Source organism: Deinococcus yavapaiensis KR-236, from assembly GCF_003217515.1.
Taxonomy (GTDB): Bacteria; Deinococcota; Deinococci; order Deinococcales; family Deinococcaceae; genus Deinococcus_A; species Deinococcus_A yavapaiensis.
The window spans coordinates 1-18591 of sequence record NZ_QJSX01000019.1 but is presented as its reverse complement, the minus strand read 5'-3'; the positions used below and the strand labels follow the sequence as shown (position 1 = coordinate 18591).

The 18591-nt window shown below is 64.7% G+C and carries 16 protein-coding genes; 6 read left to right on the top strand and 10 right to left on the bottom strand.

Annotated features, from left to right (window positions below; genetic code table 11):
* Window positions 1–34 precede the first annotated feature (34 nt).
* The 5 genes from DES52_RS19185 to DES52_RS19165 are packed head-to-tail and all read right to left on the bottom strand — an operon-like array spanning window position 35 to window position 4435.
* Window positions 35–784 (bottom strand): HAD family hydrolase, encoded by a 750-nt coding sequence (locus DES52_RS19185; RefSeq protein ID WP_110888454.1) that lies wholly within the window; start codon window positions 782–784, stop codon window positions 35–37.
* On the bottom strand, window positions 781–1860 hold the full coding sequence (locus DES52_RS19180) for a phosphoribosyltransferase domain-containing protein (protein WP_245901156.1): 1080 nt from the start codon (window positions 1858–1860) through the stop codon (window positions 781–783). Before DES52_RS19180 ends, DES52_RS19185 begins: the two co-directional genes overlap by 4 nt.
* A 35-nt stretch (window positions 1861–1895) precedes the next feature.
* Window positions 1896–2903, bottom strand: coding sequence for an ATP-grasp domain-containing protein (locus DES52_RS19175; RefSeq protein WP_110888452.1), 1008 nt, complete (start codon window positions 2901–2903; stop codon window positions 1896–1898).
* Window positions 2904–2925: 22 nt separating this feature from the next.
* The gene (locus DES52_RS19170) at window positions 2926–3654 is read right to left on the bottom strand and encodes a hypothetical protein (protein ID WP_110888451.1); all 729 of its coding nucleotides are present in this window, start codon (window positions 3652–3654) and stop codon (window positions 2926–2928) included.
* Between the two features lie 10 nt (window positions 3655–3664).
* Complete coding sequence (locus DES52_RS19165; RefSeq protein WP_110888450.1) at window positions 3665–4435, bottom strand: AIM24 family protein; 771 nt, start codon at window positions 4433–4435, stop codon at window positions 3665–3667.
* A 437-nt stretch (window positions 4436–4872) separates the two neighbouring features.
* Here DES52_RS19165 and DES52_RS19160 point away from each other — a divergent pair, with 437 nt between their 5' ends.
* Window positions 4873–5193 carry a hypothetical protein gene (locus tag DES52_RS19160; RefSeq protein ID WP_245901154.1) on the top strand — a complete coding sequence of 107 codons (321 nt, stop codon included), beginning with the start codon at window positions 4873–4875 and terminating at the stop codon, window positions 5191–5193.
* 14 nt (window positions 5194–5207) lie between these two features.
* Here the strand turns inward: DES52_RS19160 and DES52_RS19155 are convergent, their stop codons facing one another.
* The 5 genes from DES52_RS19155 to DES52_RS19135 all read right to left on the bottom strand — a co-directional run bounded on the left by DES52_RS19155 (window position 5208) and on the right by DES52_RS19135 (window position 13353).
* On the bottom strand, window positions 5208–5570 hold the full coding sequence (locus tag DES52_RS19155) for a thermonuclease family protein (protein WP_110888448.1): 363 nt from the start codon (window positions 5568–5570) through the stop codon (window positions 5208–5210).
* Window positions 5571–5904: 334 nt separating this feature from the next.
* Window positions 5905–8523 carry a C1 family peptidase gene (locus DES52_RS19150; RefSeq protein ID WP_110888447.1) on the bottom strand — a complete coding sequence of 873 codons (2619 nt, stop codon included), beginning with the start codon at window positions 8521–8523 and terminating at the stop codon, window positions 5905–5907.
* Between the two features lie 34 nt (window positions 8524–8557).
* Window positions 8558–9217, bottom strand: coding sequence for a hypothetical protein (locus DES52_RS19145; protein WP_110888495.1), 660 nt, complete (start codon window positions 9215–9217; stop codon window positions 8558–8560).
* A gap of 328 nt (window positions 9218–9545) precedes the next feature.
* A complete protein-coding gene (locus tag DES52_RS19140; protein ID WP_110888446.1) occupies window positions 9546–10046 on the bottom strand; it encodes an RICIN domain-containing protein in 501 nt (166 codons plus the stop codon).
* Window positions 10047–10218: 172 nt separating this feature from the next.
* On the bottom strand, window positions 10219–13353 hold the full coding sequence (locus DES52_RS19135) for an ATP-binding protein (protein WP_170131177.1): 3135 nt from the start codon (window positions 13351–13353) through the stop codon (window positions 10219–10221).
* A 300-nt stretch (window positions 13354–13653) separates the two neighbouring features.
* Here DES52_RS19135 and DES52_RS19130 point away from each other — a divergent pair, with 300 nt between their 5' ends.
* The 5 genes from DES52_RS19130 (at window position 13654) to DES52_RS19110 (ending at window position 18191) form a co-directional block, all read left to right on the top strand.
* Window positions 13654–15960 carry a LuxR C-terminal-related transcriptional regulator gene (locus tag DES52_RS19130; protein WP_110888444.1) on the top strand — a complete coding sequence of 769 codons (2307 nt, stop codon included), beginning with the start codon at window positions 13654–13656 and terminating at the stop codon, window positions 15958–15960.
* A gap of 273 nt (window positions 15961–16233) precedes the next feature.
* Entirely contained in the window at window positions 16234–16455 is a 222-nt protein-coding gene (locus DES52_RS19125) for a hypothetical protein (protein WP_110888443.1), read from the top strand.
* 268 nt (window positions 16456–16723) lie between these two features.
* A complete protein-coding gene (locus tag DES52_RS19120; RefSeq protein WP_110888442.1) occupies window positions 16724–17161 on the top strand; it encodes a hypothetical protein in 438 nt (145 codons plus the stop codon).
* A gap of 133 nt (window positions 17162–17294) precedes the next feature.
* Window positions 17295–17501 carry a hypothetical protein gene (locus tag DES52_RS19115; RefSeq protein WP_110888441.1) on the top strand — a complete coding sequence of 69 codons (207 nt, stop codon included), beginning with the start codon at window positions 17295–17297 and terminating at the stop codon, window positions 17499–17501.
* Between the two features lie 360 nt (window positions 17502–17861).
* Window positions 17862–18191 carry a hypothetical protein gene (locus DES52_RS19110; protein ID WP_146237387.1) on the top strand — a complete coding sequence of 110 codons (330 nt, stop codon included), beginning with the start codon at window positions 17862–17864 and terminating at the stop codon, window positions 18189–18191.
* Window positions 18192–18591 lie beyond the last annotated feature (400 nt).

Here is an 18591-nt window from a genome sequence, read left to right as displayed (position 1 = left end):
GTCCTCAAGGGAAGAGAAGGCGTTTCGGATAACGTCATCGTTGCGGCAAGCGGACGGAAGTCACGGCTCGCAACAATTGACCACGCGTCGGCGTCACCGCGAAGTCGCACAAGTTCATGAATCCGAGATCGCTCACGCTGTCTCCCAGCCCGAGCGTGAGGATGGCGTCCGAGAAGTGGTGCTCGAGCAGGTACGAAACCGCCTCGGTTTTGCCGAGCGCTCGCGGTAGCACGGTGACGTTGTTGGCGTTGGCGATAACGTGCAGTGGTGTGCCGTCCACCCGCGCTTCCCAACGATCTTGCAGCTTCGCGAGGGCAAAAGGATCGGCGGTCGAATGCTTCGCCACTGACATGAAGTGGACGCCGTGCACGTCGTGACGACGCACGCGGCACTCGAGCTCGTGCGCGAGCGCTTCGCCTTCCCGAGTGACGAGCTCGAGCATGTCCGCGCACGCTCCGAGTTGCTCGCGCACGAAGGCCGCCCACGCTGCGTCGACGGTGCCGTCCGGCCTCAGGATGGTCGCGCCGTGGTCAAGTACCCGCCAAGACGAAAAGCGCAACGTCACGCGGGCCATGGCCGTCGAATCACGCCCCGTCACGGGAATCACCGTGGCACCGCTCGAAGCCAGCAACGACCAAAGCGCCACTTGAGAAGGCGTTGCGAACGAGTGGGGCTCGCCGGTCGAATCGACGGTGGCGGGCGTGAGGTTCCCTTCGTTCCCCCGCAGTTTGCGGCGAGTTTGGAACAGCGTGTCATCGAGATCCGCGAACACGACGACACTCACGACAGTCTCACTGCGCGTGCGCGCGTGCCCAAAGCCGTCAGGAGCGCCGCGTCGGGGGTGCAGGCGCCCTCGTAGGCTACCAAGATGTGGTCGTACGCGTCCGGAACGACGTTGTACACGAAGTTGGGCATTCCATCACCGACGTTGTCGGCGAACGCCAGTTTGCTTTGAATCGCGAATCCCGGCAGAATCGGCGAGCGTGTCGTCGCCCCGAAGTCCACGCGATTTCCACGCGTTTCGAGTGCAAGGGCCAGTCGCGCCGCCGGGAACTGGTACTCGCCCGTGCCGAGGACAAGCACTCGATCGGACGTGCGCACTTGCTCGGCGTTCAACACTTGTCGGACGTCGATGTCGACGCGTTGACCCAGCCGGGCGCTGCGACGTGCCAACAGCGCACTCTTGTCTTCTCCGTTGCCGCCCACGGCGGGCAACGTGGGCACGTTCCAAGCGGGCGACGTGGCGAAGTCGTACGAACCTCGCACCAACGACACGAAGGACGTGGGCTTTGCCAAGGCCGCTGAGATGGCCTCCCGGCGCGGGCACCAGTCCGTGAGGCTCACGAACACGACGCGCTCTACGTGCGGATGCAAGCTCAGCCAGCTACGCGCGAGGTTTTCGAGCGTCGTGCCGGTGGACAACTCGTCATCCACGAGCACGAGTTCTCGCGCGGCGCGGGCGACCGCGCCCGGATCGTACACGAGGTGCGCGGGCGCATGCGAGTGCGGCTCGTCGAAGCGGAGGAGCACGTCGTGGTTCGTGAGGTAACGCGAGGTGTGTTGAAAAGTCACGTTCACGCCGCGATGAAGCGCTTGCCAAGCGTGCGCTACGCCTTCGCCGAGCGCGGTCGCCGTTTCCGCGAGACCGATGAAGTGCGGGTGCGTGAGCGGCCCGATCGCCTTGGCAAGTTGCTGCCAACTCGCTTGCATGACGCTCGGCGCAACTGGAATGTGCTTGCCGAGCACACGGCTCACGAAGAGGAAGCCGCGTTTGGGATTCTCGCGTACCGCGAAGTCGGTCAGCGTGCTCAGCGGCACGCTCGCGCGTTCGACGCGCAAGGACAACGTTCCGCTCGTCAAGTGGACCTCATGCTCGACGGTAAGCGCGGGCACGCTCAAGACATCACACCCTGTGGCTCTTCGACGATCCGCGCGGCCTTGTGCTCGGCGACCGTCAAGCCGACGGTGCCAGTGGTCAACCTGACCTGCTCGCCAGTCGCGGCGTCGAGCATCAACTTCGTGAAGTTCACGCCGCTTGCCATGCTGAGGTAGAGACCGCCCGACGCTCGCGCGTTGATTTCGAGCATGTGCGGAGTGCCATGTTGATCCTTCGTTTGAAAGTTGAAGATGCCGCTCAGGCCGTAGCGTGCCGCGATGCGGCGAGCAGCTTCCATGAGGTCCGGTCGGTCTTCCAAGCGCTGCGAGGCGCCTTCTTTGCGCCGCACCACGGCTGCGAGGAGGGTCCCTTGCCAGGCGACGCAATCGATCGAGCGTTCCGTCCCCTCCAAGGTGTGCATCAGCAGCATGTGTTCGAAGGGAGCCTCGGCGAACAGTTCGCGGGCGGCAGTTACCGTCATTTGGTAAAGCTGCCCGCCGAAGAAGGCGGCGCGATCCGGGCGCTCGCTCAACACGCGAAAGCCGCTCGCGTAAATGCCGCGGGCAGGCTTGATGCACAAGCGCACGCCGTCCGCGCGCAATTCGTCGAGGCCACGTTCGAAACTCGCGAGGTCTTGGAAGGTCGTCCAGCGTGGAATCGGCAAGATCTCGGGATCCCAAGCCGTCAGGAACTCGTCTTTACGCTCCAAATGCTGCTGAACGGCGCGTGAAGCGGGCGTGACGACGCGTACGCCGAACTCGGCGAACGCATCCACGTGGTCCGCGAGACGCTCACGCTCCTTGGCGGCGACAATGACGTCGAGGTTCCGCGCCTCACACATTCGTTGCATCCACGTGATGTACGCCTCCCCGACGAGACCGCGTGGCTCGAGGAAATGATGGGGAGTCGCGTGCATGACCGCGTGCGTAGGGTCGGTGTGGCTGGCGTGCGCGACGTAGCGAGTCCCCGCGAGTGCTTGAATTTGGGCGGCCGTCACGCTGAAGCTTTTGTTGAACCAGACGTTCATAAGGTCTCCGAGAAGAGAGCGGTTAGCGACGCGCGACTGCAAACGTACGGGCGACTTCGCGTGCGCGGCGAAGCGCCTCCGGCACGAGTGCTGGTAAATGCTGTGCGATCAGCGCGCGGGCACGCGCGAGTTCGTCCGCGTTCAGATGGGCTTCGACACCATCGGCTGTGATGTGGGCTTCACGGTCGGTCAGACCCTCGATCAAGCCGCGTACGATTTCCCGCTCGAGCGGACCGGGCGCGCGCAGCAAGCGGACAGGATGCGCTCGCTCCCAATGTCGCCGTAACGCCGCTCGCACGAAGCGCTCGGCAATAGAACCGGGGCCGTGAACCAAGTCACGCGGCGTAATCTCGCTGGCCGCGCGACGCAACTCGTCGGGTGGAACGTCCGTGCCGTGTGCCCAACCGTCCGCGCGAACCTCTGCGAGCCTGTGGAGGTCAAGCACGTTCAGCACGCGCTGCACTTCGGCGTCGGTGAGGTCGGTCGCGTCGACAAGGCGGGTGAGGACGTCATCTTGTTCAGGGGTGCCAAGCCGAGCGACGAGGGCGGCGCTTTCCCGCCACCTATCGATCGCACTCAAGTCCTGCGTGACAGGCAAGCTCGGATCGAGGTCGTACAACGTCAGGTCGTACGCGGCAAGATGAGCGCTGAGCAATCGTCCGGCATTGACACGCTCGCCGCCGACACCTCGGCGGTAAAGGTGCAGCAGTTTCATGCCACGTGAGCGAGCGGCGGCGGAAGGATCGCTCATGTCACTCGAGTTACGCGAGACTTCCAACGGCGACGGCCGTGGGCGTCAAGAAGACTTGGCCGGGGCCTTGCAAGGTGTACACGAGGCCTTCACCGCTTCGGGCGCTGTTGCGCAAGCCGCGCACCAGCGGGCCGATACGCGGATTCATCGAGGCCGAGTACATCAACATCATGTCGCCGTCCAGCGTGACGGTATGTCCCGGTTGCACGTCCAGCACTTCGACCTCGTGCACACTCACGGGGCTTTCGATCACGAACAGCCCGGCGCCGTCGAGGCGCGGCTGCATGAGGCCATTCCCGCTGAGCACGCCTTGAACGCGAGCGTGCGTGTGAATGCTCATTTTCAACGAGCCCTGAGCCGCGTAGTAAGCTCGGTCGTCGATCAACATGCTGTCACCAGGACTCATCGTGCCGAAAACGAAGTGTTTGCGCGTCGGCTCGGTCCAGACTTCACCGCTGCCCGTAACGCGTGTCCCGAACGCTGACTCTCCACCTCCGGAAGACCGTGCGGCGCGCTGAAAGAAGTTGCCTTGCTGTTGCTGCACGACTTCGAACTGAAGTGCGCCGCACGCGTAGGACAAGATCCCCGGTTCGAGCACAACGCTGTCTTGGTTGAGCACGAAGCGAATTTGGCGTTGGCCCGTGTCGGTATACACTTCTCGAAACGAAGGTTCGGCTCCGGCCACTCCTTGAATCAACTGCGACGTGACTTTGCAGATCGCGTACAATTCGGCGCGAAGTCCGCTGCTACTCTCCTCACTCAACTTTATGCGGTAGCTCACCTGTTCATCATAGCCGTGCATAGTAGTATTCAGCACACCTTTGACGGTGCTCCTCGAAGACCTTCGCTTTCGCACTCGGAAGACGTCCTCGCACCGACCCCGGTCCGGCGGCGGCAAGCTCAGCCGTAGGTACACGGATGAAGATCGGAGGGACACCGCAGTCGGCGGTTGGGCATCATGCCATCTGCCAGCTCTGGCTAATCACATCACAAGACGTCGTGAGCGCCTACGCCAGCAAAGGCACCACGGCTGCCCACGAAACGTTCGATTTGTAATGTCTCGTGCCTCTTTTACTTCGTCTTTGCCCTTCCTCAAATTTGCTGAAGAGACGTTGTGCTCGTCCTCACGGATGCCGGAGCGTGCTCACGCGACGTCGAGGACCGCTGAACGAAACCTCGACCCGCCCTTGAGGACGTTCGGATGCGTACCATCATGCCGTGCGCCCACGGTCACACTGCGGCATGCTCGCGTTTCATCCGCACCTGTTCGTGCACGTCAAGCAACTCGAAGGGCCGCGCGCCCCGATTCCCAAGCCGCTCGACAGCGGCTTCAACGAGCACACCGCGTACCGCGTCCTCGGGATGTTCAACCCGTCGGAGACGAGCGACGCGTACTTCATCCTCGCCAACGACCGAGACGAAGTGTGGTTCATCTGTCAGCGTCACCTGCGCTTCCACGCGCTCGTCGACACGAACGCGCATCACTTGCCGCTCGCGAACCCGTCGAGCAGCGCTCGCGAAGCGCACGCAGCCGATTGACCGACATCGCGTTCCTAGACGCCTCGTCTCCTGCTGAACGTCGATATTTCACTTCCCATCGATTCAAGCTGAGGGCGCGTCATCAGCTCGGCAATAGCCGCCGTACGCGACCAAAATCGCGCGAGGATCTGCGTGCACGCCACGGTCGTGTCGCGGACCTTCTCGGCGAGCGCGTTGGCGACCTCTCGGCCACGCGAATGCGTTCGGCCGCCTTTCGTGCACGTCCGACTTGACTCGGGCGCGTCAACGCCGTGCAAGCGCACGCCTCGGATGTCGAGCGTGTCCCCATCGATGACACTCGGAACGCCAAGCGTCGTTCGAGCGACGGTGGGCGTCTGTAAGCTCAAGGCCACCACGGCGAGCAGGACGCGCGTCATGTTTCATGAAAGTACGGGACGAAAGCGTCGCGTATGCATTCGCCAACCGCGAAGCGGACGCGTGTCTGTCTTGCCGCGTCGCGGTTGTACATGGAAGGATAACCTGAAGTAACAGGAAAAGCGCGCCTGGGACGCCTTTCCTAACTCGGTGTCATCGAGAAGGGTCGGCTCGACTCGCTTTCGGACGCGTCGATCATGGTTCGAATCCATGTGGTCGTCAGAAGCAGGTCGGACGTTCGAATCGAACGGGCACGAGTCGACGCTCTTGGGAAGCGCGCGTCGTCACGCGACCGGCCAAAGTCCCGCCGAACGATGTCCGGCGGGAGAGCACACTTCAGCGAACGTCAGGAAGCGCCGAGTCGCACTGGCCGCTCCAGACGGTCTGCTGCTTGCTGCGCGCCGGCTCCGGAGCGTTCACCTGCACGATCACGCTGCACGGAAACGGCCCGCCGTACTTCACGCTGAGGTTCGCCCGCGTGGCTCCCGAAAGCGCCACGTCGTCCGTACGGCCCGTGATGGTGTTTCGGAAGCGCAAGGTCCACGTGTACGTGAGCGCCTCGTTCTGCGGATTCTCGACCGTGACTTCCGCGAAGTAGCGAGGCAAGGTGACCGCGTTGCACGCCACGTCTCGCAAGTCGATGAGTTGTCCGCTGGGCACGGCCTTGTTCGCGCAGCCGAGGAGGCCACCCACGAAGTCGCGTCCGAACACGCCCGCCGCCGTGATGCGCGGATAGGGGTTCACGGGTGGCGCTTGAACCGAGAAGGTCGCGCTGGCGCTGGCCGGGGCGCCGTCCCGATCTTGCGTGCTGACGCGCACTTGACGGCTTCCAGTCGCGCCGAAACGTACGCTGACTTGACAGCCCGTGCCCACCGACAGAACGTCGGGCGCGTCCACCGACCAGTGGGTCGCAGCGCATACGAGCGACAGGTCGGGTTCGTTGGGATCGGCGATGCTGGCGGCGAGGGGGAACGGCTCGCCTTGCCGGGCCGTTCCGGACGACGTGATCATTACGATCGGTGAGGTGTTCACGACGTTGGTGATGAAGCTGGACCGTGTTTCGATCGTTCCCGCGCGGGCCACGACGGTGACGGTGCGTGGGCCGGGCGTGTCGAAGGCGAAAAAGAGATTTTGCCCGAAGACGCCGCTCCCGACGTTCCAGTTGCCTTGATAGATGTTCTCGCCTCGGTCGGTGCTAACGCGAAGGTCGACGCTTCGAGCGACGGGATGCGTGACCGTGAACCACTGGGAGACGTCCGTTCGCACGCGCAAGTCGGCGCGGCTGGGATTGGCCTTCACGGTGATGCTGGCTCCCCCGCCGGGCGCCGCCTGCTCACGCGTCCACGCCTCGGAACGCTGCGCGTCGAAGTCGAGGTAGCTCAAGCGGTTGAAGTAGTCTTGGACGTACTTCACGGGCACGTACCAGTACCCCGAGTCACCCACCTTGCTCCCTCCGGGAGTGACGCAACCCCACGAATTCTTGGCGATGAAGTACCCGCCGCCAGGCGCGGGCGGAATGTTTTGCAGCAGCGGATTGGCGCTGATCGACAAGTTGTCGACGTACCCGACGAGCAAGACCGCGTGCCCGCCGTACGACCCGTCGACTTCCACGCCGCCTTCGAGTTTCTTCGCGGCGAAGTTCGTGACGTACCCGTCTCCGGTGGACGCGTCGTCCATGAAGCCTCGGTAGACCGTGAAGCTCGCCATGAGGGCGTGACCGTTGGCCAACAAGTTCCGGTACCGATCGAGGTCGAAGGTGTCGCCGCTGCTCCACGCTTGAACGGGCAAGTTCGCGCCCACGCCCGGCCCACCGAACGTGACGCGTCGATAGCCGCAAAAGTCGAAGATGAACGTTGTGCAGACGCGCTCGCTTTGATGCGCCGTGTCGGAGCACGTGCCGCTGTACCCGGCGCACGAGTTGGCGTACGAATCGTCGGGACGCGACGGAGAGCGGTTGTAAGTCCACCCCGCCTCGCCGGGTAGAACCTGACTTTTCACGATCAGCAGCAGCAGCGCCTTTTCGGCGTTGTAGCCATCCTCGTCGTCCGAGGGGGCCCAATCCCGCTTGACCTTGTTCACGAGGAATTGCTCGGACAAGTTGGAGACCGCTCCCCGCTGCACGGCTTCGCGGCTGTCGAGGGCCGCGACCGTCGTGAAGGCCCAGCAGGTGCCACGGCGCCCTTGGTCTTTGATGGGAGACAAGAAGTTCTTGAGCGGGAACCAGAAGCTCGCGTACAACCCCGAAGGCGGCGCGCAAGACCCCGTGGTGTCCGTCCCGTTGCCCGCATTCAACGCCGCCTTGAGAGGCTCGTCGGCCGACGAGGCGAGCCGAATGCCGTCGAGATCGCTCGCGCCGCCGAGCAAGGTGTTCATGGCGCTCAACGCGGTCTTGATACGCTCGGCCGACTCGCCCCGCAAGCTGTCGGGACGAACCGATTGCGCTTGAAATTCCGGAGGCAGCAAGGCGTACGAGCGGGTGTAGTCGAGCAAGGCGTTGCTCGCGCTGGCGGAAACCTCGCGCGCTTCCACGGCTTCGCGAAGCCGGACGCCGAGGCCGTTGAGGCGAACCACGCGGCCGTCGGGCAGCTTTGCCACCCGGTCGACTTCGACGTTCGGCTTGGCGTTCGCTTCCGCCAAGAGGGCGACGAGGAAGGGGCTCTTGTTCGGCAAGTTGTTCAGGGAGGCTCGGTCCTCCAGGTACTGCTGCTGCCGGGCCGCCGCCGTTCGCGCGAGCGAGGCGGCCGAGACGAGTTCGAGCTCTCCCGACGCGACCTGACGGCGAAATTCCTCGGGCGTCACCTGCTGCGCCTCGGCGACCCGCCCACCCGTCCACGCGTTGTCCTGGACGAGCGGGTCGGAAAGCGGCGGAGGTGGGGGCGTTCCCGATGGGCCACCTCCACAAGCGGTCAGCAGAACGGCGCTCCACACAATCAGCATTCTCAGGCGGGTGAACATCAAGACCTCCAGGAAAAGGGCAGGGCGCAGGCGCTCACTTCTTGCAGTCCAGCAGCACACGGAAGCTTGGCGTGGGCGTGGTGTAGGCCACGTTGGACGCCGCCGCTTGCGCCGCGTCGATCTCGACGAGCAACTTCGTGGGGCGCGCGAATTGATTGGCGGCTTTCGGCGCGTCGGCGTAGAAGGGAAGCTCCAAGGACGTCCCGGCGGCTTGCGGAAGCTTCTTGTACAGCAAGCTCTGGATGTCCTCGGACGTCAGCGTGGTGCCGTCGGCGAGCACCAACGTAACGGACTTCACGCCGGTGTTCAGAGCGTCGATGGACCGCGTCGTGCCGTTTTTCCACTCCAACGTCAAGCCGTACCCGGGATACGTTCCGTACCGCGTGATGGGCCGAACGGCTTTCACGGTGAGTCGCCAGACGCCGTTGAACAAGGTTTGGCCGAGGCAGCCTTCCAGAGAGACGCGGGCGTTTGCACCTCCTGGCGTGACGGTCGAGGCGGACGTCAAGTTCAAAATGCCGCCGTCCAATTGACTCTTCACGCCGAGGCGCGCCAAGACCGTCAGGGGCACGTACGTCTTGCCGTCGACCACGATGGCCGACTCGGTCGTCACGGTGCCGTTGGTGACGACACGGTACGTCGAACCGGCCGCGGCGACGAGCGAGCAAAGCGTGGCGACCGCCAAGGTGAGCATCCGGTTCACGTCGACCTCCTGAAGTAGGAGTCCGCGTCGTTGTCGACGCGAAAGGACAAGGCTTCTCCGCAACGCGCGCAGAAGTGGGCGTACGGCGAGGTGATCGGCTCGCCGCACCGAGGGCAGCCTTCGAGGAGGCGCGCTCCGTCGTTCACGCAGTACTGCTCGCGAGAGTGGAGCGGGACCGCTCGAAGGCAGCGTGGGCAAAGTCGGTATGCCACGTCGCCGCTCGTGCCCGCCCCACCTTTCCCCGGAACATCCTCATTCACGTCGTCAAGCTCCTTCGGTCTTCGAGCTGGAGCGGCCATCGTGGCGCGCGGCGTCCCGTTCAAGGACGGGGCATCCGCACGAGCCGCCACAATTGGCAGTCGCCGTTGGCGTAGGTCGAACCGGGATTCAAGGCGAGCGGTCCTTCGCAGTGATTCAAGTCGAGGTAGTTGAGGTTGATCTTGAGTTGAAGGCGGCTCCAACCATTGCCGGCGGGCACGAGACGCCACAATTGACACGCTCCGTCCGCGTACGTCGAGCCGGGGTTGAGGGTGATGGGCGCCGAGCAGTACGCCGCGTCGAGGTACTGGCCGTTGGACTTGAGTTGCAGTCGGTACCACCCGCCGCCCGCCGAGACCAGACGCCAAGCTTGGCAAGCGCCCGCCGCGTACGTCGAACCCGGATTGAGGCCGATGGTGGCCGTGCAGTGATCGGCGTCGAGGTACTGCCCGTTGGATTTGAGTTGCAGCCGGTAGTACGTCTGCGATGACGTTTGCGCGTGGGCGAGCGACGCGACGAGCCCGAGGAGCACGACGCCGAGGGACGCGACGTGGTTGTTCATGTCGTCTCCGGTTCTTTGCGTTCTTTGCGGTGAGCCGCGCGTGGACCGAGGGCTCACATGACATGGCGACGTGCCGATGGGCGAGCGCGTACTTCGACCCCGAAACAAGCCCGGATCGCCCCTCCTTTCCTCTCGAGGGTGATCCGAGGTGCGCGAGACGCGCGTCAGAGAATCAGGGAGCCGCGCCGATCGGCTGCGCCAAGAAATCCGCCCAGCGCTCGGGAAGGTGCTCGCCGACGTCCTCGAAGCGGACGCGCGCCAAGTGGTACGTCCGACTCAGGCTTTTGTGGTTCCGACTGCCGCGAAGGGCTCGCAAGGCGAGGTGCAGCGCGGCGCGGTCGTACGGGTCGGCGGTCAGCAACAGCCGAGCGACGCGCGCCGCTTCGGTCGGATCGTCGTGCAAGATCGCCTCGGTTCGCTCGCGCAGCGCGGCGTGCAACGCTTCCCCGACGATCACCTCGCTCGTGTCGACTTGAAGGCCCGTCAAGTACGGACCGCGCCACAAGCGGGTGTCACCGCTCGTCAGGAACTCCTCGGCGTCGAGTGAAACGCGGCCCAAGCGGTAACCGCCGGGCGTGGTGAGCACGGCGCCTGCGCCGCACTCCACGCGCAATTGATGCACGACGTCCCGCAAGGCGGCGCTCGCCTGCGCGTCGGGAACGCCCGGATAGAGCGCGTCTTGCAAATCGAGCCGAGCCACCTCGCTGCGGCCCGCGAGACGCGCCTCGGCGAGCATCGCCAAGACTTCTCGGCGGCGCCGCCCCCGCACCGAACGCGGCGAGCCCGCCGCCGAGAACCGCAAATCGCCCAGCACGTCCAGCCGTGCCGCGAGGACCGGCTCGGGCGTTCCCGCGACCTCCGGGAGCGCCGCGCCGAGCTCGTCTCGCCCAAGCTGAGGAAAGTACCGCCGCGCGATGCGCGCCATGTTCGCCATGCCCCGCGCCTCGAACCACGCGAAGCGTTGCGCGGCGCTCACCTCGCGCTGCGCGAGGCGGTCGGCTTCCAACCCGACTTCGTGCGCGGCGTCGGTGATGCCTTGCGCCTCGAGCGCCGCCGCCACGGCCTCGAAGCACCGAAGGGCTTGCTGGAGGTGCCCGAGCGCTTCGAGCGCGTGGGCGAGCGCGAAGCGCGCCAAGCCGATCTGCCCGGGCGTTTGAAGGCTCGTCGCGAGCGTCAACGCCTCTTGGGCCAACGCTTCACTTTCGCGGGCGTTGCCGAAACGCGCCTCGGCGATCGCCGCGTACCCCAAACTCCAAGCGATCTTGCGCGGATTTTCGACGAGACGCGCGAGGTGCAACGCGGCGCGGGCGTGCTTGATCGCGAGGATGGGCGCGTGAGGCGACGCCCAATCTCGGTACAGCACGCTGAGTCGATACTCGCATTCGATGAGGTGATCGGACGGCGCGATGCGCGAAAGCACGTCCCGACAACTCAGCAGCAACTCCTCGGCTCGTTCGTACTCCGCGAGGTCGAGCCAAGCGTCCGCGACGGCAACTTGCATCCGAACGGCTTGCAGCACGTGTCCACCTTCGATTTGCATGCGCACGCTCGCTTCCAAGTCCGCGACGCGCTCGTGAACACGGCCGAGCTCTCCGAGCGCCATCGCGCGGTTGCCGAGATACAACGCTTCCAATTGAGGAAGTCGCGCGGCGCGCGCGCATTGCAGCGCGCGTCCGTACTCGTGCGCCGCGCCCACGAAATCGTTGCGGTTGTAGCGAATCATGCCCAAGATGTTGATGAGCTCGCAAGACGTCCGCACGTCGGGCCGCGCTTGCTCCAAGGTCCGCGTGACCAGCGTAAAGGCCTCGTCGCTTCGCCCGTGCCGCGTCAACGCGAACGCGACGGCTGTGGTCACCTTCGCGTTCGCGGCGACCTCGAGCTCGAGGTACTCGGTCCACAAGTCCAGCACGCCCGACTCGTCCTGGGCGGCGGCGCGCAGCAACATACGGCGAGCCAACCAGGACGCGCCTTGCCGCTGCCGTTCGGGAAGTCGGGTCAAGGCGCGTTCCGCTTCGCGCACTCGGCCTTGAGACGCGAGCAGTTCGGCAAGCATGAGCACGGGCCTCTCGTCGTCGGGCAAGGCGAGAAGCGCCATCTCGGCGAGTCGCTGCGCTTCGCTCGAATCGACGTCTCGCAAAACGCGGGCGGCTTCCAACGCGAGCGTCATGCGCCGCGCGCCCGTCGTGTGCTCGGCGGCGCGGGCCGTGAAGCGCGCGGCGTGCACCTCCTCGTTGGCGTCACGCGCGGCCCGCGCCGCCGCTTCGAACCACGAGGCGGTGTCGGGCGCCTCCAAGGCCGCCTCTTCCACCAAGAGCGCTGCGCTTCGTGGATCGTCAGCCATTCTTTGTAGCGCCCGTCGAGCCAGCGCTTGGCGTTCCACGGCGGACAGGGCGCCCCGTGCGACCTCACCATACAAAGGGTGCGCGAAGTCACGACCGATCAGGACACCTCGAAGTTCCAAGGTGTCCTTCGCCTCTCGCAGCGCTTCGGGTGACAGCGCCGCGACATGTGCCCAAAGCGCCTCGTCAGCGATCGAGCCGAGAAGCGCCCGAGTGCCGAGCGCCTGTTCGAGCGCGGGCGTGTCGACGGCGCCATGCAGAACTTGCTCGATGAGCGCTTCCACCGTCAACGGCATGACATGCTCGGACGGTGCGCGCCAACGCCACCGTTGCCCGTCGTTCCACAGGTGACCTCGGCGGGCGAGCAAGCGAAAGTACTCCAGGGTGAACAGCGGATTTCCCGCCGCTCGCGCGAACAGCCAAGACAAGGCCTCGGCAGGCAGGGTGGCGCCCGCCTTCGCTTGCAGCAAGGCGTCCGAGCCATGACGGTCCAGCGGATCGAGCGTCACGCGTTCGAACGGCGCGGGCAGTTCGGTGCGGCTCGTCGTCAAGAGGCACACGCCGTGCGTGCGAACCACGCCGAGGGCCAGTCGCTGCCAGAATTCGATTCGCTCCGGAGCGTCGTGCAAGTCCTCGACGTGAAGCACGAGGGGCGCGCCGGCCGCGAGCACCCCGGCGATCAACGCCGACGCTTCGTCCAAGCTCAACTCCGGCCCTTCCCGAACGCGCTTCAAGGCGCGTTCCAGCCAAACGGCGGGCTGCTTGGGGACCGGCAGCGCCGCGAGGAGTTGCGCGAGCGGAAGCGCCGCGGGCACGGTCACCGACCAGCAAGGCGTTTCGCGCAGCATCGCGGTGGCGGCGTAGGACTTGCCGATGCCCGGCGCGCCTTGAAGGCAGACGGCCAGTCCGGCCCGCCGCGCCGTGAAAGCCCTCAGGCGGCGCGAAACCAGGCTCACGCTGCTGTTCATGGTGTAGTATGCGCCTTTCCCGAACGCTCGACGAGAAGGCCGCCGCGTTGCACGGCACGCCGCGTTTTCCCTTCGAAGTCCACTGGCGTGCGGTTCGACCGTAGGACGAAGGTGGCGCCTTGCTTCCCGTCGAGTCGAAAACGCGGCACGACGCACTCGCATTATCGTTTCATGGTCCGGTCGGCCAGCACCTTCCGGTCGACGTCCAACGTGATGCCCCACGTGCCCACGCCATTTCGCCCCGATGCCCGCGTGCCGCTCGTCTAACCACAGCGTTTCGCGAGCGAATTACACTGAACCATGGAGCGCCACGCCAGCAGCGTCGGTTCAACCATTCGAGCGTACCTGCCGCCGCTCGTCGGGCGCGAGCGTGAGCTCGCCCTCGCCCGAGACCTCCTCGCCCGCCCAGACGTACGGCTTGTGACCTTGCGCGGTCCGGGCGGCATCGGCAAGACACGCCTCGCCCTCGACCTCTTCGAGCGCGTCGCGGCTGACTTCGACCTTGGCGCGGTGTGGGTGGATCTCGCGCCGCTGCGGGAAGCCTCGGACGTCCTGCCCAAAATCGCGTCCGCTTTGAAAAGCGACGCGTCCACCGCCGTGTCGCTCGCCGACGCCATTGCCGAAACGATCGGCGCGCGCGGCATTCTCGTGGTGCTCGACAACTTCGAGCAAGTCGTCGACGCGGCCGGAGACCTCGGCGACGTGCTCGCCCGCGTTCCGGGCCTGCGAGTGCTCGCCACGAGCCGCGTCGCGTTGCGCTTGCGCGGCGAGCACGTCATTCCGATCGGTCCGCTCGAACTTCCCCGAGACGACAAGACGAATCGTGAATGCGCGGCGGTGAGGCTGTTCGTGGAGCGCGTCGAGGCCGTGGAGCCGCAATTCAAGCTCACCTCGTCGAACTGCACGGCCGTCGAGGGATTGTGCGAGCAACTCGACGGCGTCCCGCTGGCGCTCGAACTTGCCGCCGCGCGTTTGCGCGTCGTGCCCCTCGAAGGGTTGCTCACGTGGCTCGACCACCAGCTTGACGTGCTCGCCGACGGACCTCGGGACGGTCCACATCACGGCGCCTCTCTCCGCGAAACCATCGCGTGGAGCTACGATCTGCTGACCGAAGGGGAGCGCGACGTCTTCCGGGCGTGCGGCGCGTTCGTCGGCGGATTCACCTTGCCCGCGCTCGAAGCCGTGTGCGACCGCGCCGCCGTGCGCGGGGCGCTGATTCGCCTCGTGGAGCACAGCCTCGTGCAATCCGCGCAAGGCCCGGAGCCTCGGTGGCGCCTTCTCGAACCGATTCGTGAATTTGCCGAGGAACTTCTGGGCGCGAACGAGGCGGAGGTCATGCGAGCGCGGCACGCGACCTTCTTCTTGCGCCTCGCCGAAAGCTCGGAAGGCTACGGGGAGTTGCTGCATCCAGAGTGGCGCGCGCGCTTGGCGGTGGAGGACGCCAACTTGCACGCCGCCCTCGAGTGGCTGCTGAAAGCGCGCCGCGCCTCGGAAAGTGCGCGCATGGTCCTCGCCCTCGGCCGTTATTGGGGGCACGACATGACGCCGCGTCGCCACGCTTGGCTCACGCGAGTTCGCGCTTTGCCCGACTTGCGCGCGCACCCCGATCTTCACGCCCGGATCCTCGCGCAACTCGGCTTGATGGCGACGATCCTGAAGCGCTTCGACGAAGCGCGCGAAGCGCTTCAAGCGGCCCTGGAGTTGTTCCGCGCGGCGAGCAACAAGGAAAGCGAAGCGTACACCTTGATGAGCTTGGCGCACGTGTACTCGAGAACGGGCGACCACGAGCACGCCTTGCGATTGGCTTTCGAGCAAGAAGCCCTCGCGCGGTCCATGAACGACGCGCAGATGCTCCAGACCGTGCTGAACGTCATCGCCGTGCTGTACATGCGGCTCGACCAGCCTGCCCTCGCCGTGCCGTACCTCGACGAAGGGCGGGTGCTGTGCGAAACCTTGCCGTACGAGTCCGGCGCGGCGTTCGCGATCGGCATTCGAGGGTGGGTCGCGTACTTGCTGGGGCGCCCGGAAGAGTCCTTTTCCTTGCTGCAAGAAGCGTGGCGGCGCGCGGCGAACGTGCCGAACGCCCTGCTGCGTTTCACGTTGCTGCACATGATCGCGTTTCACGTGCGCGACGACGGGCAGTTCGAGCTCGCCGCGAAGATGGTGGGGTGCGGCGAAGCGATGCGAACGCGTTCGGGTGAGCCGTGGGACGTGTGCTTCGAGCGGCACGCTCGCCAGATCGACGAGGACTTGAAGGTGAAGCTCGGCGCGGCGTACCAAGCCGCGTGGACGCTGGGCCGCACGTTGGAGTTCGACGAGGTGTCGGCCGAGGTGCACGCTTGGCTCGAAGCGCACGAGTCGAAGGCCGCACGAAGCGGCCCGAGAGCTCCGAAGCGTGAAGAGGGAATGCTGCGAGCGGACTTGGCCGGCTTGACGATGCGAGAGAAGCAGGTGTTGGCGCTCGTCGCCCAGGGACACCCGGACCGACGAATTGCGAAGCTGCTCGACATCAGTCCGACGACGGTCAGCAAGCACGTCTCGAACATGCTGTCGAAGTCAGGGCTGCGCAACCGCACCGAGCTGGCCTACTGGGCGACCGGTCAATAACTGGGCGGGTGACGTCGGCCGAACCGTCGATGTACCGTTCGACCGACGGCCGCAGCATCTCGTGCACGACGCCCTCGCGTCCCGCCGTGCGAAACGACGGAGCGGGCGGCGGTGGGCGCTGAGATCGATTCGCCGGTGTGCCGAAAGGTCGTGGCGTGGCGAGCAGGCTGCTCGTCCACTTCCGGCGAAGGCAACACTTCACTCTGCCGCTTGACGCGGGTTTCGTCGCCAAGTCATGCGATGAGGCAAGGAGCCGAGGCGTAAGGTGGGAGGATGCGATACACCGTGACCTTCCACCTCGTGAACGGCGACACCATCTCGTCCATCGCCTTCGACGCGACCGACCTCTTCGAAATCCGCCAACGCATCGAGCAACGTGACAAGCTGATCGCTTTCACAGTGTCTGCGGGCGTCGAGCGGGTGATCGCGCCTTGGCACGTGGTGTCCTACGACATCCACGAGCAGTTGGAGCCTCCCAGGCCGGAAGGAGTCTGAACCTACAGATTCCCGAAATGTGAAAAGGCGACCGTGTGACGGTAACTTCGGGCACGAACGTCTATACTTACCCTCGTATCAAGTCCGGTTCGCGTGCCAACTCCCGCCTCCCGTTACGGCCCTGCCAAGGAGGCGCCTGAATGCATAGCTCCTGTTTCTTACGATCGTACGTCGTTCTCGACTTCGCCAACACTTCCACGTCGGGTTCGAACACTGCCGGGTCGCCTCGCTTTCCACGAACGCCGCTTCTTGGCGCCGGAGGGTCTCGATGAAGCGGCCTCACAACATGACGCCGCAAGATCTCAGCGACGCCTGCGACGTCTTGACCGGCCTACTGTCAAGTCAAGACGACGCCACGGCGGAGGCGCTTCAGCAAGCGTCGGGACTGCGACCGTGGCTGTTCAACTTGGCCGCGCATGAACTGCTCTCCAACGGCGCGTTGCAGCGACGACCGAACGTGGAAGGCCCCCCCACCCTCAAGCTCACCGTGCTCGAGACGAAGTCCTCCGAAGGCTCCTCGGATGCCTTGCCCGACGACGCGCGCGCCATTCTCGCCTTTTTGAATCGAGGGCCGAACACCGCACAGAAGATCGCGTCGACGTGCCGCCTGCCCCTCGCCCGGGTTCTTCGATTTCTCGAGCACCTTCAGCATTTACGCTTGATCAACGTGCGGTACGTCGGGCAACTCAACATCTACCGAGTTTGACGACGAGGCGAGCGTCACGGCGAAGGCCAGTGTTCGCCTTCGTCACGCCGCGCTCGCCGAGAATCTTCGCGCCCCCATCGACGGCGCGAAGATTCACATCTCAAGAGGAGTGATCCAGGTGAATGAAAACGACATGAACCGCGAACTTCAAGCTTTGTTGACTCACATGCGGCAGTACGACCTCGAAGAGCGCACGCAAGGGCAGCAGGAAGCGGACGAACGACGCCGAGCTTGGCACGACGGGCGAGCGTCCGCGTACCACGACATAATCGATCGGTTGGCCGCCCTTCTCGAGGAGCCTCGAATCGAGTCGACGGACGACTTGGCGTCCCACTCCTGACGGCAACCCTCCTTGGGAGGGCATGAGGGCGCCATCAACATTTGACAATGCACGTCCGTCGTGCTCGCCGATCGAAGAGGCGGCAGGGTAGGCAAAGCGAGTCACGCGCTGCGATGAGCCACGAGTACGACAAGCGGCCGTTTCCGTCGATTCGACTCGGCCACTGCTTGTCCATGGCTCGATCGTTTTGCCGACGCACCCACATTCTTTTTCGAAGATCACCTTATCGAGGCTTTGAAGAGACTTTTTGCTTGCAAGGCTTCCTGAATGACGAGGGGTACATGGTCTTTAACGCCCTACCTTAAGGATAGAGGCACGGACCGTAGAACTATCAAGTCACCGAATTCAATAAACTGACCTATGCCCCTTCAACAAGATGTCGCTGTCGCTTGCCAAGTCGTGATGGAGGGGGAAATCTACCCTGGGTCGCTACGTGTGCTTGCTCATCACTGGAACCTTCAGGTTCAGCAACTGCCGCGCGCCGACGCACAGCACAAGACGGGCGTCGAGTTCGCGCGGTTGTTCAAGGGCGAGACGTACGTACGAATCACGCCGATCGATAGCGTGGACGTGTACGAAGGCTACGCGGAAATCGTCCAGTACGTACCGGACGTCTCGATGGACCTACGTGGACTCGACGATCTCAAGCTCTTGGAGCGCGCGACGTCGAGCGGCCTTCAAGGCAGTTGAGCCTGAAGGTGATGCGCGCCCAGGCTGCCAACATTCCCGCTCCATGACGTGATCCTCACGCCAGCGTTCGCTTCACCAGGACATCGAGGTCCGCCCGAGTAACCTGCAGTGGTCGTCACGTGGATCGGCGCGCTCGTTCCATCGCGCCGCTTCGCACCGTCGTACTGCAGCAGTGCTCATGCCGCGACCACCGCGCGGGGATCGGCGCCGATTGAGGCTGTCTTGGGGTAAACCGCAGGAGCATTGAGAAGGTCCTCAAATCGTCTTGGCAAAATTCGATTCTTCTAGGCTTCGTATCCACCCACACTATGCCAAGCAGCCGAAGGAAGGCTGGAGAGGAGCGACATGGCCAGATTGGTAACGTTATATGACTTGCAGCGAGACGGCGGTTACGACCTGC

Coding starts and splice junctions, on each gene's coding strand:
- DES52_RS19175 (WP_110888452.1), bottom strand. CDS start 2,903: ATGAACGTCTGGTTCAACAAAAGCTTCAGCGTGACGGCCGCCCAAATT.
- DES52_RS19170 (WP_110888451.1), bottom strand. CDS start 3,654: ATGAGCGATCCTTCCGCCGCCGCTCGCTCACGTGGCATGAAACTGCTG.
- DES52_RS19155 (WP_110888448.1), bottom strand. CDS start 5,570: ATGACGCGCGTCCTGCTCGCCGTGGTGGCCTTGAGCTTACAGACGCCC.
- DES52_RS19150 (WP_110888447.1), bottom strand. CDS start 8,523: ATGTTCACCCGCCTGAGAATGCTGATTGTGTGGAGCGCCGTTCTGCTG.
- DES52_RS19145 (WP_110888495.1), bottom strand. CDS start 9,217: ATGCTCACCTTGGCGGTCGCCACGCTTTGCTCGCTCGTCGCCGCGGCC.
- DES52_RS19140 (WP_110888446.1), bottom strand. CDS start 10,046: ATGAACAACCACGTCGCGTCCCTCGGCGTCGTGCTCCTCGGGCTCGTC.
- DES52_RS19135 (WP_170131177.1), bottom strand. CDS start 13,353: ATGAACAGCAGCGTGAGCCTGGTTTCGCGCCGCCTGAGGGCTTTCACG.
- DES52_RS19130 (WP_110888444.1), top strand. CDS start 13,654: ATGGAGCGCCACGCCAGCAGCGTCGGTTCAACCATTCGAGCGTACCTG.
- DES52_RS19125 (WP_110888443.1), top strand. CDS start 16,234: ATGCGATACACCGTGACCTTCCACCTCGTGAACGGCGACACCATCTCG.
- DES52_RS19120 (WP_110888442.1), top strand. CDS start 16,724: ATGAAGCGGCCTCACAACATGACGCCGCAAGATCTCAGCGACGCCTGC.
- DES52_RS19115 (WP_110888441.1), top strand. CDS start 17,295: ATGAACCGCGAACTTCAAGCTTTGTTGACTCACATGCGGCAGTACGAC.
- DES52_RS19110 (WP_146237387.1), top strand. CDS start 17,862: ATGCCCCTTCAACAAGATGTCGCTGTCGCTTGCCAAGTCGTGATGGAG.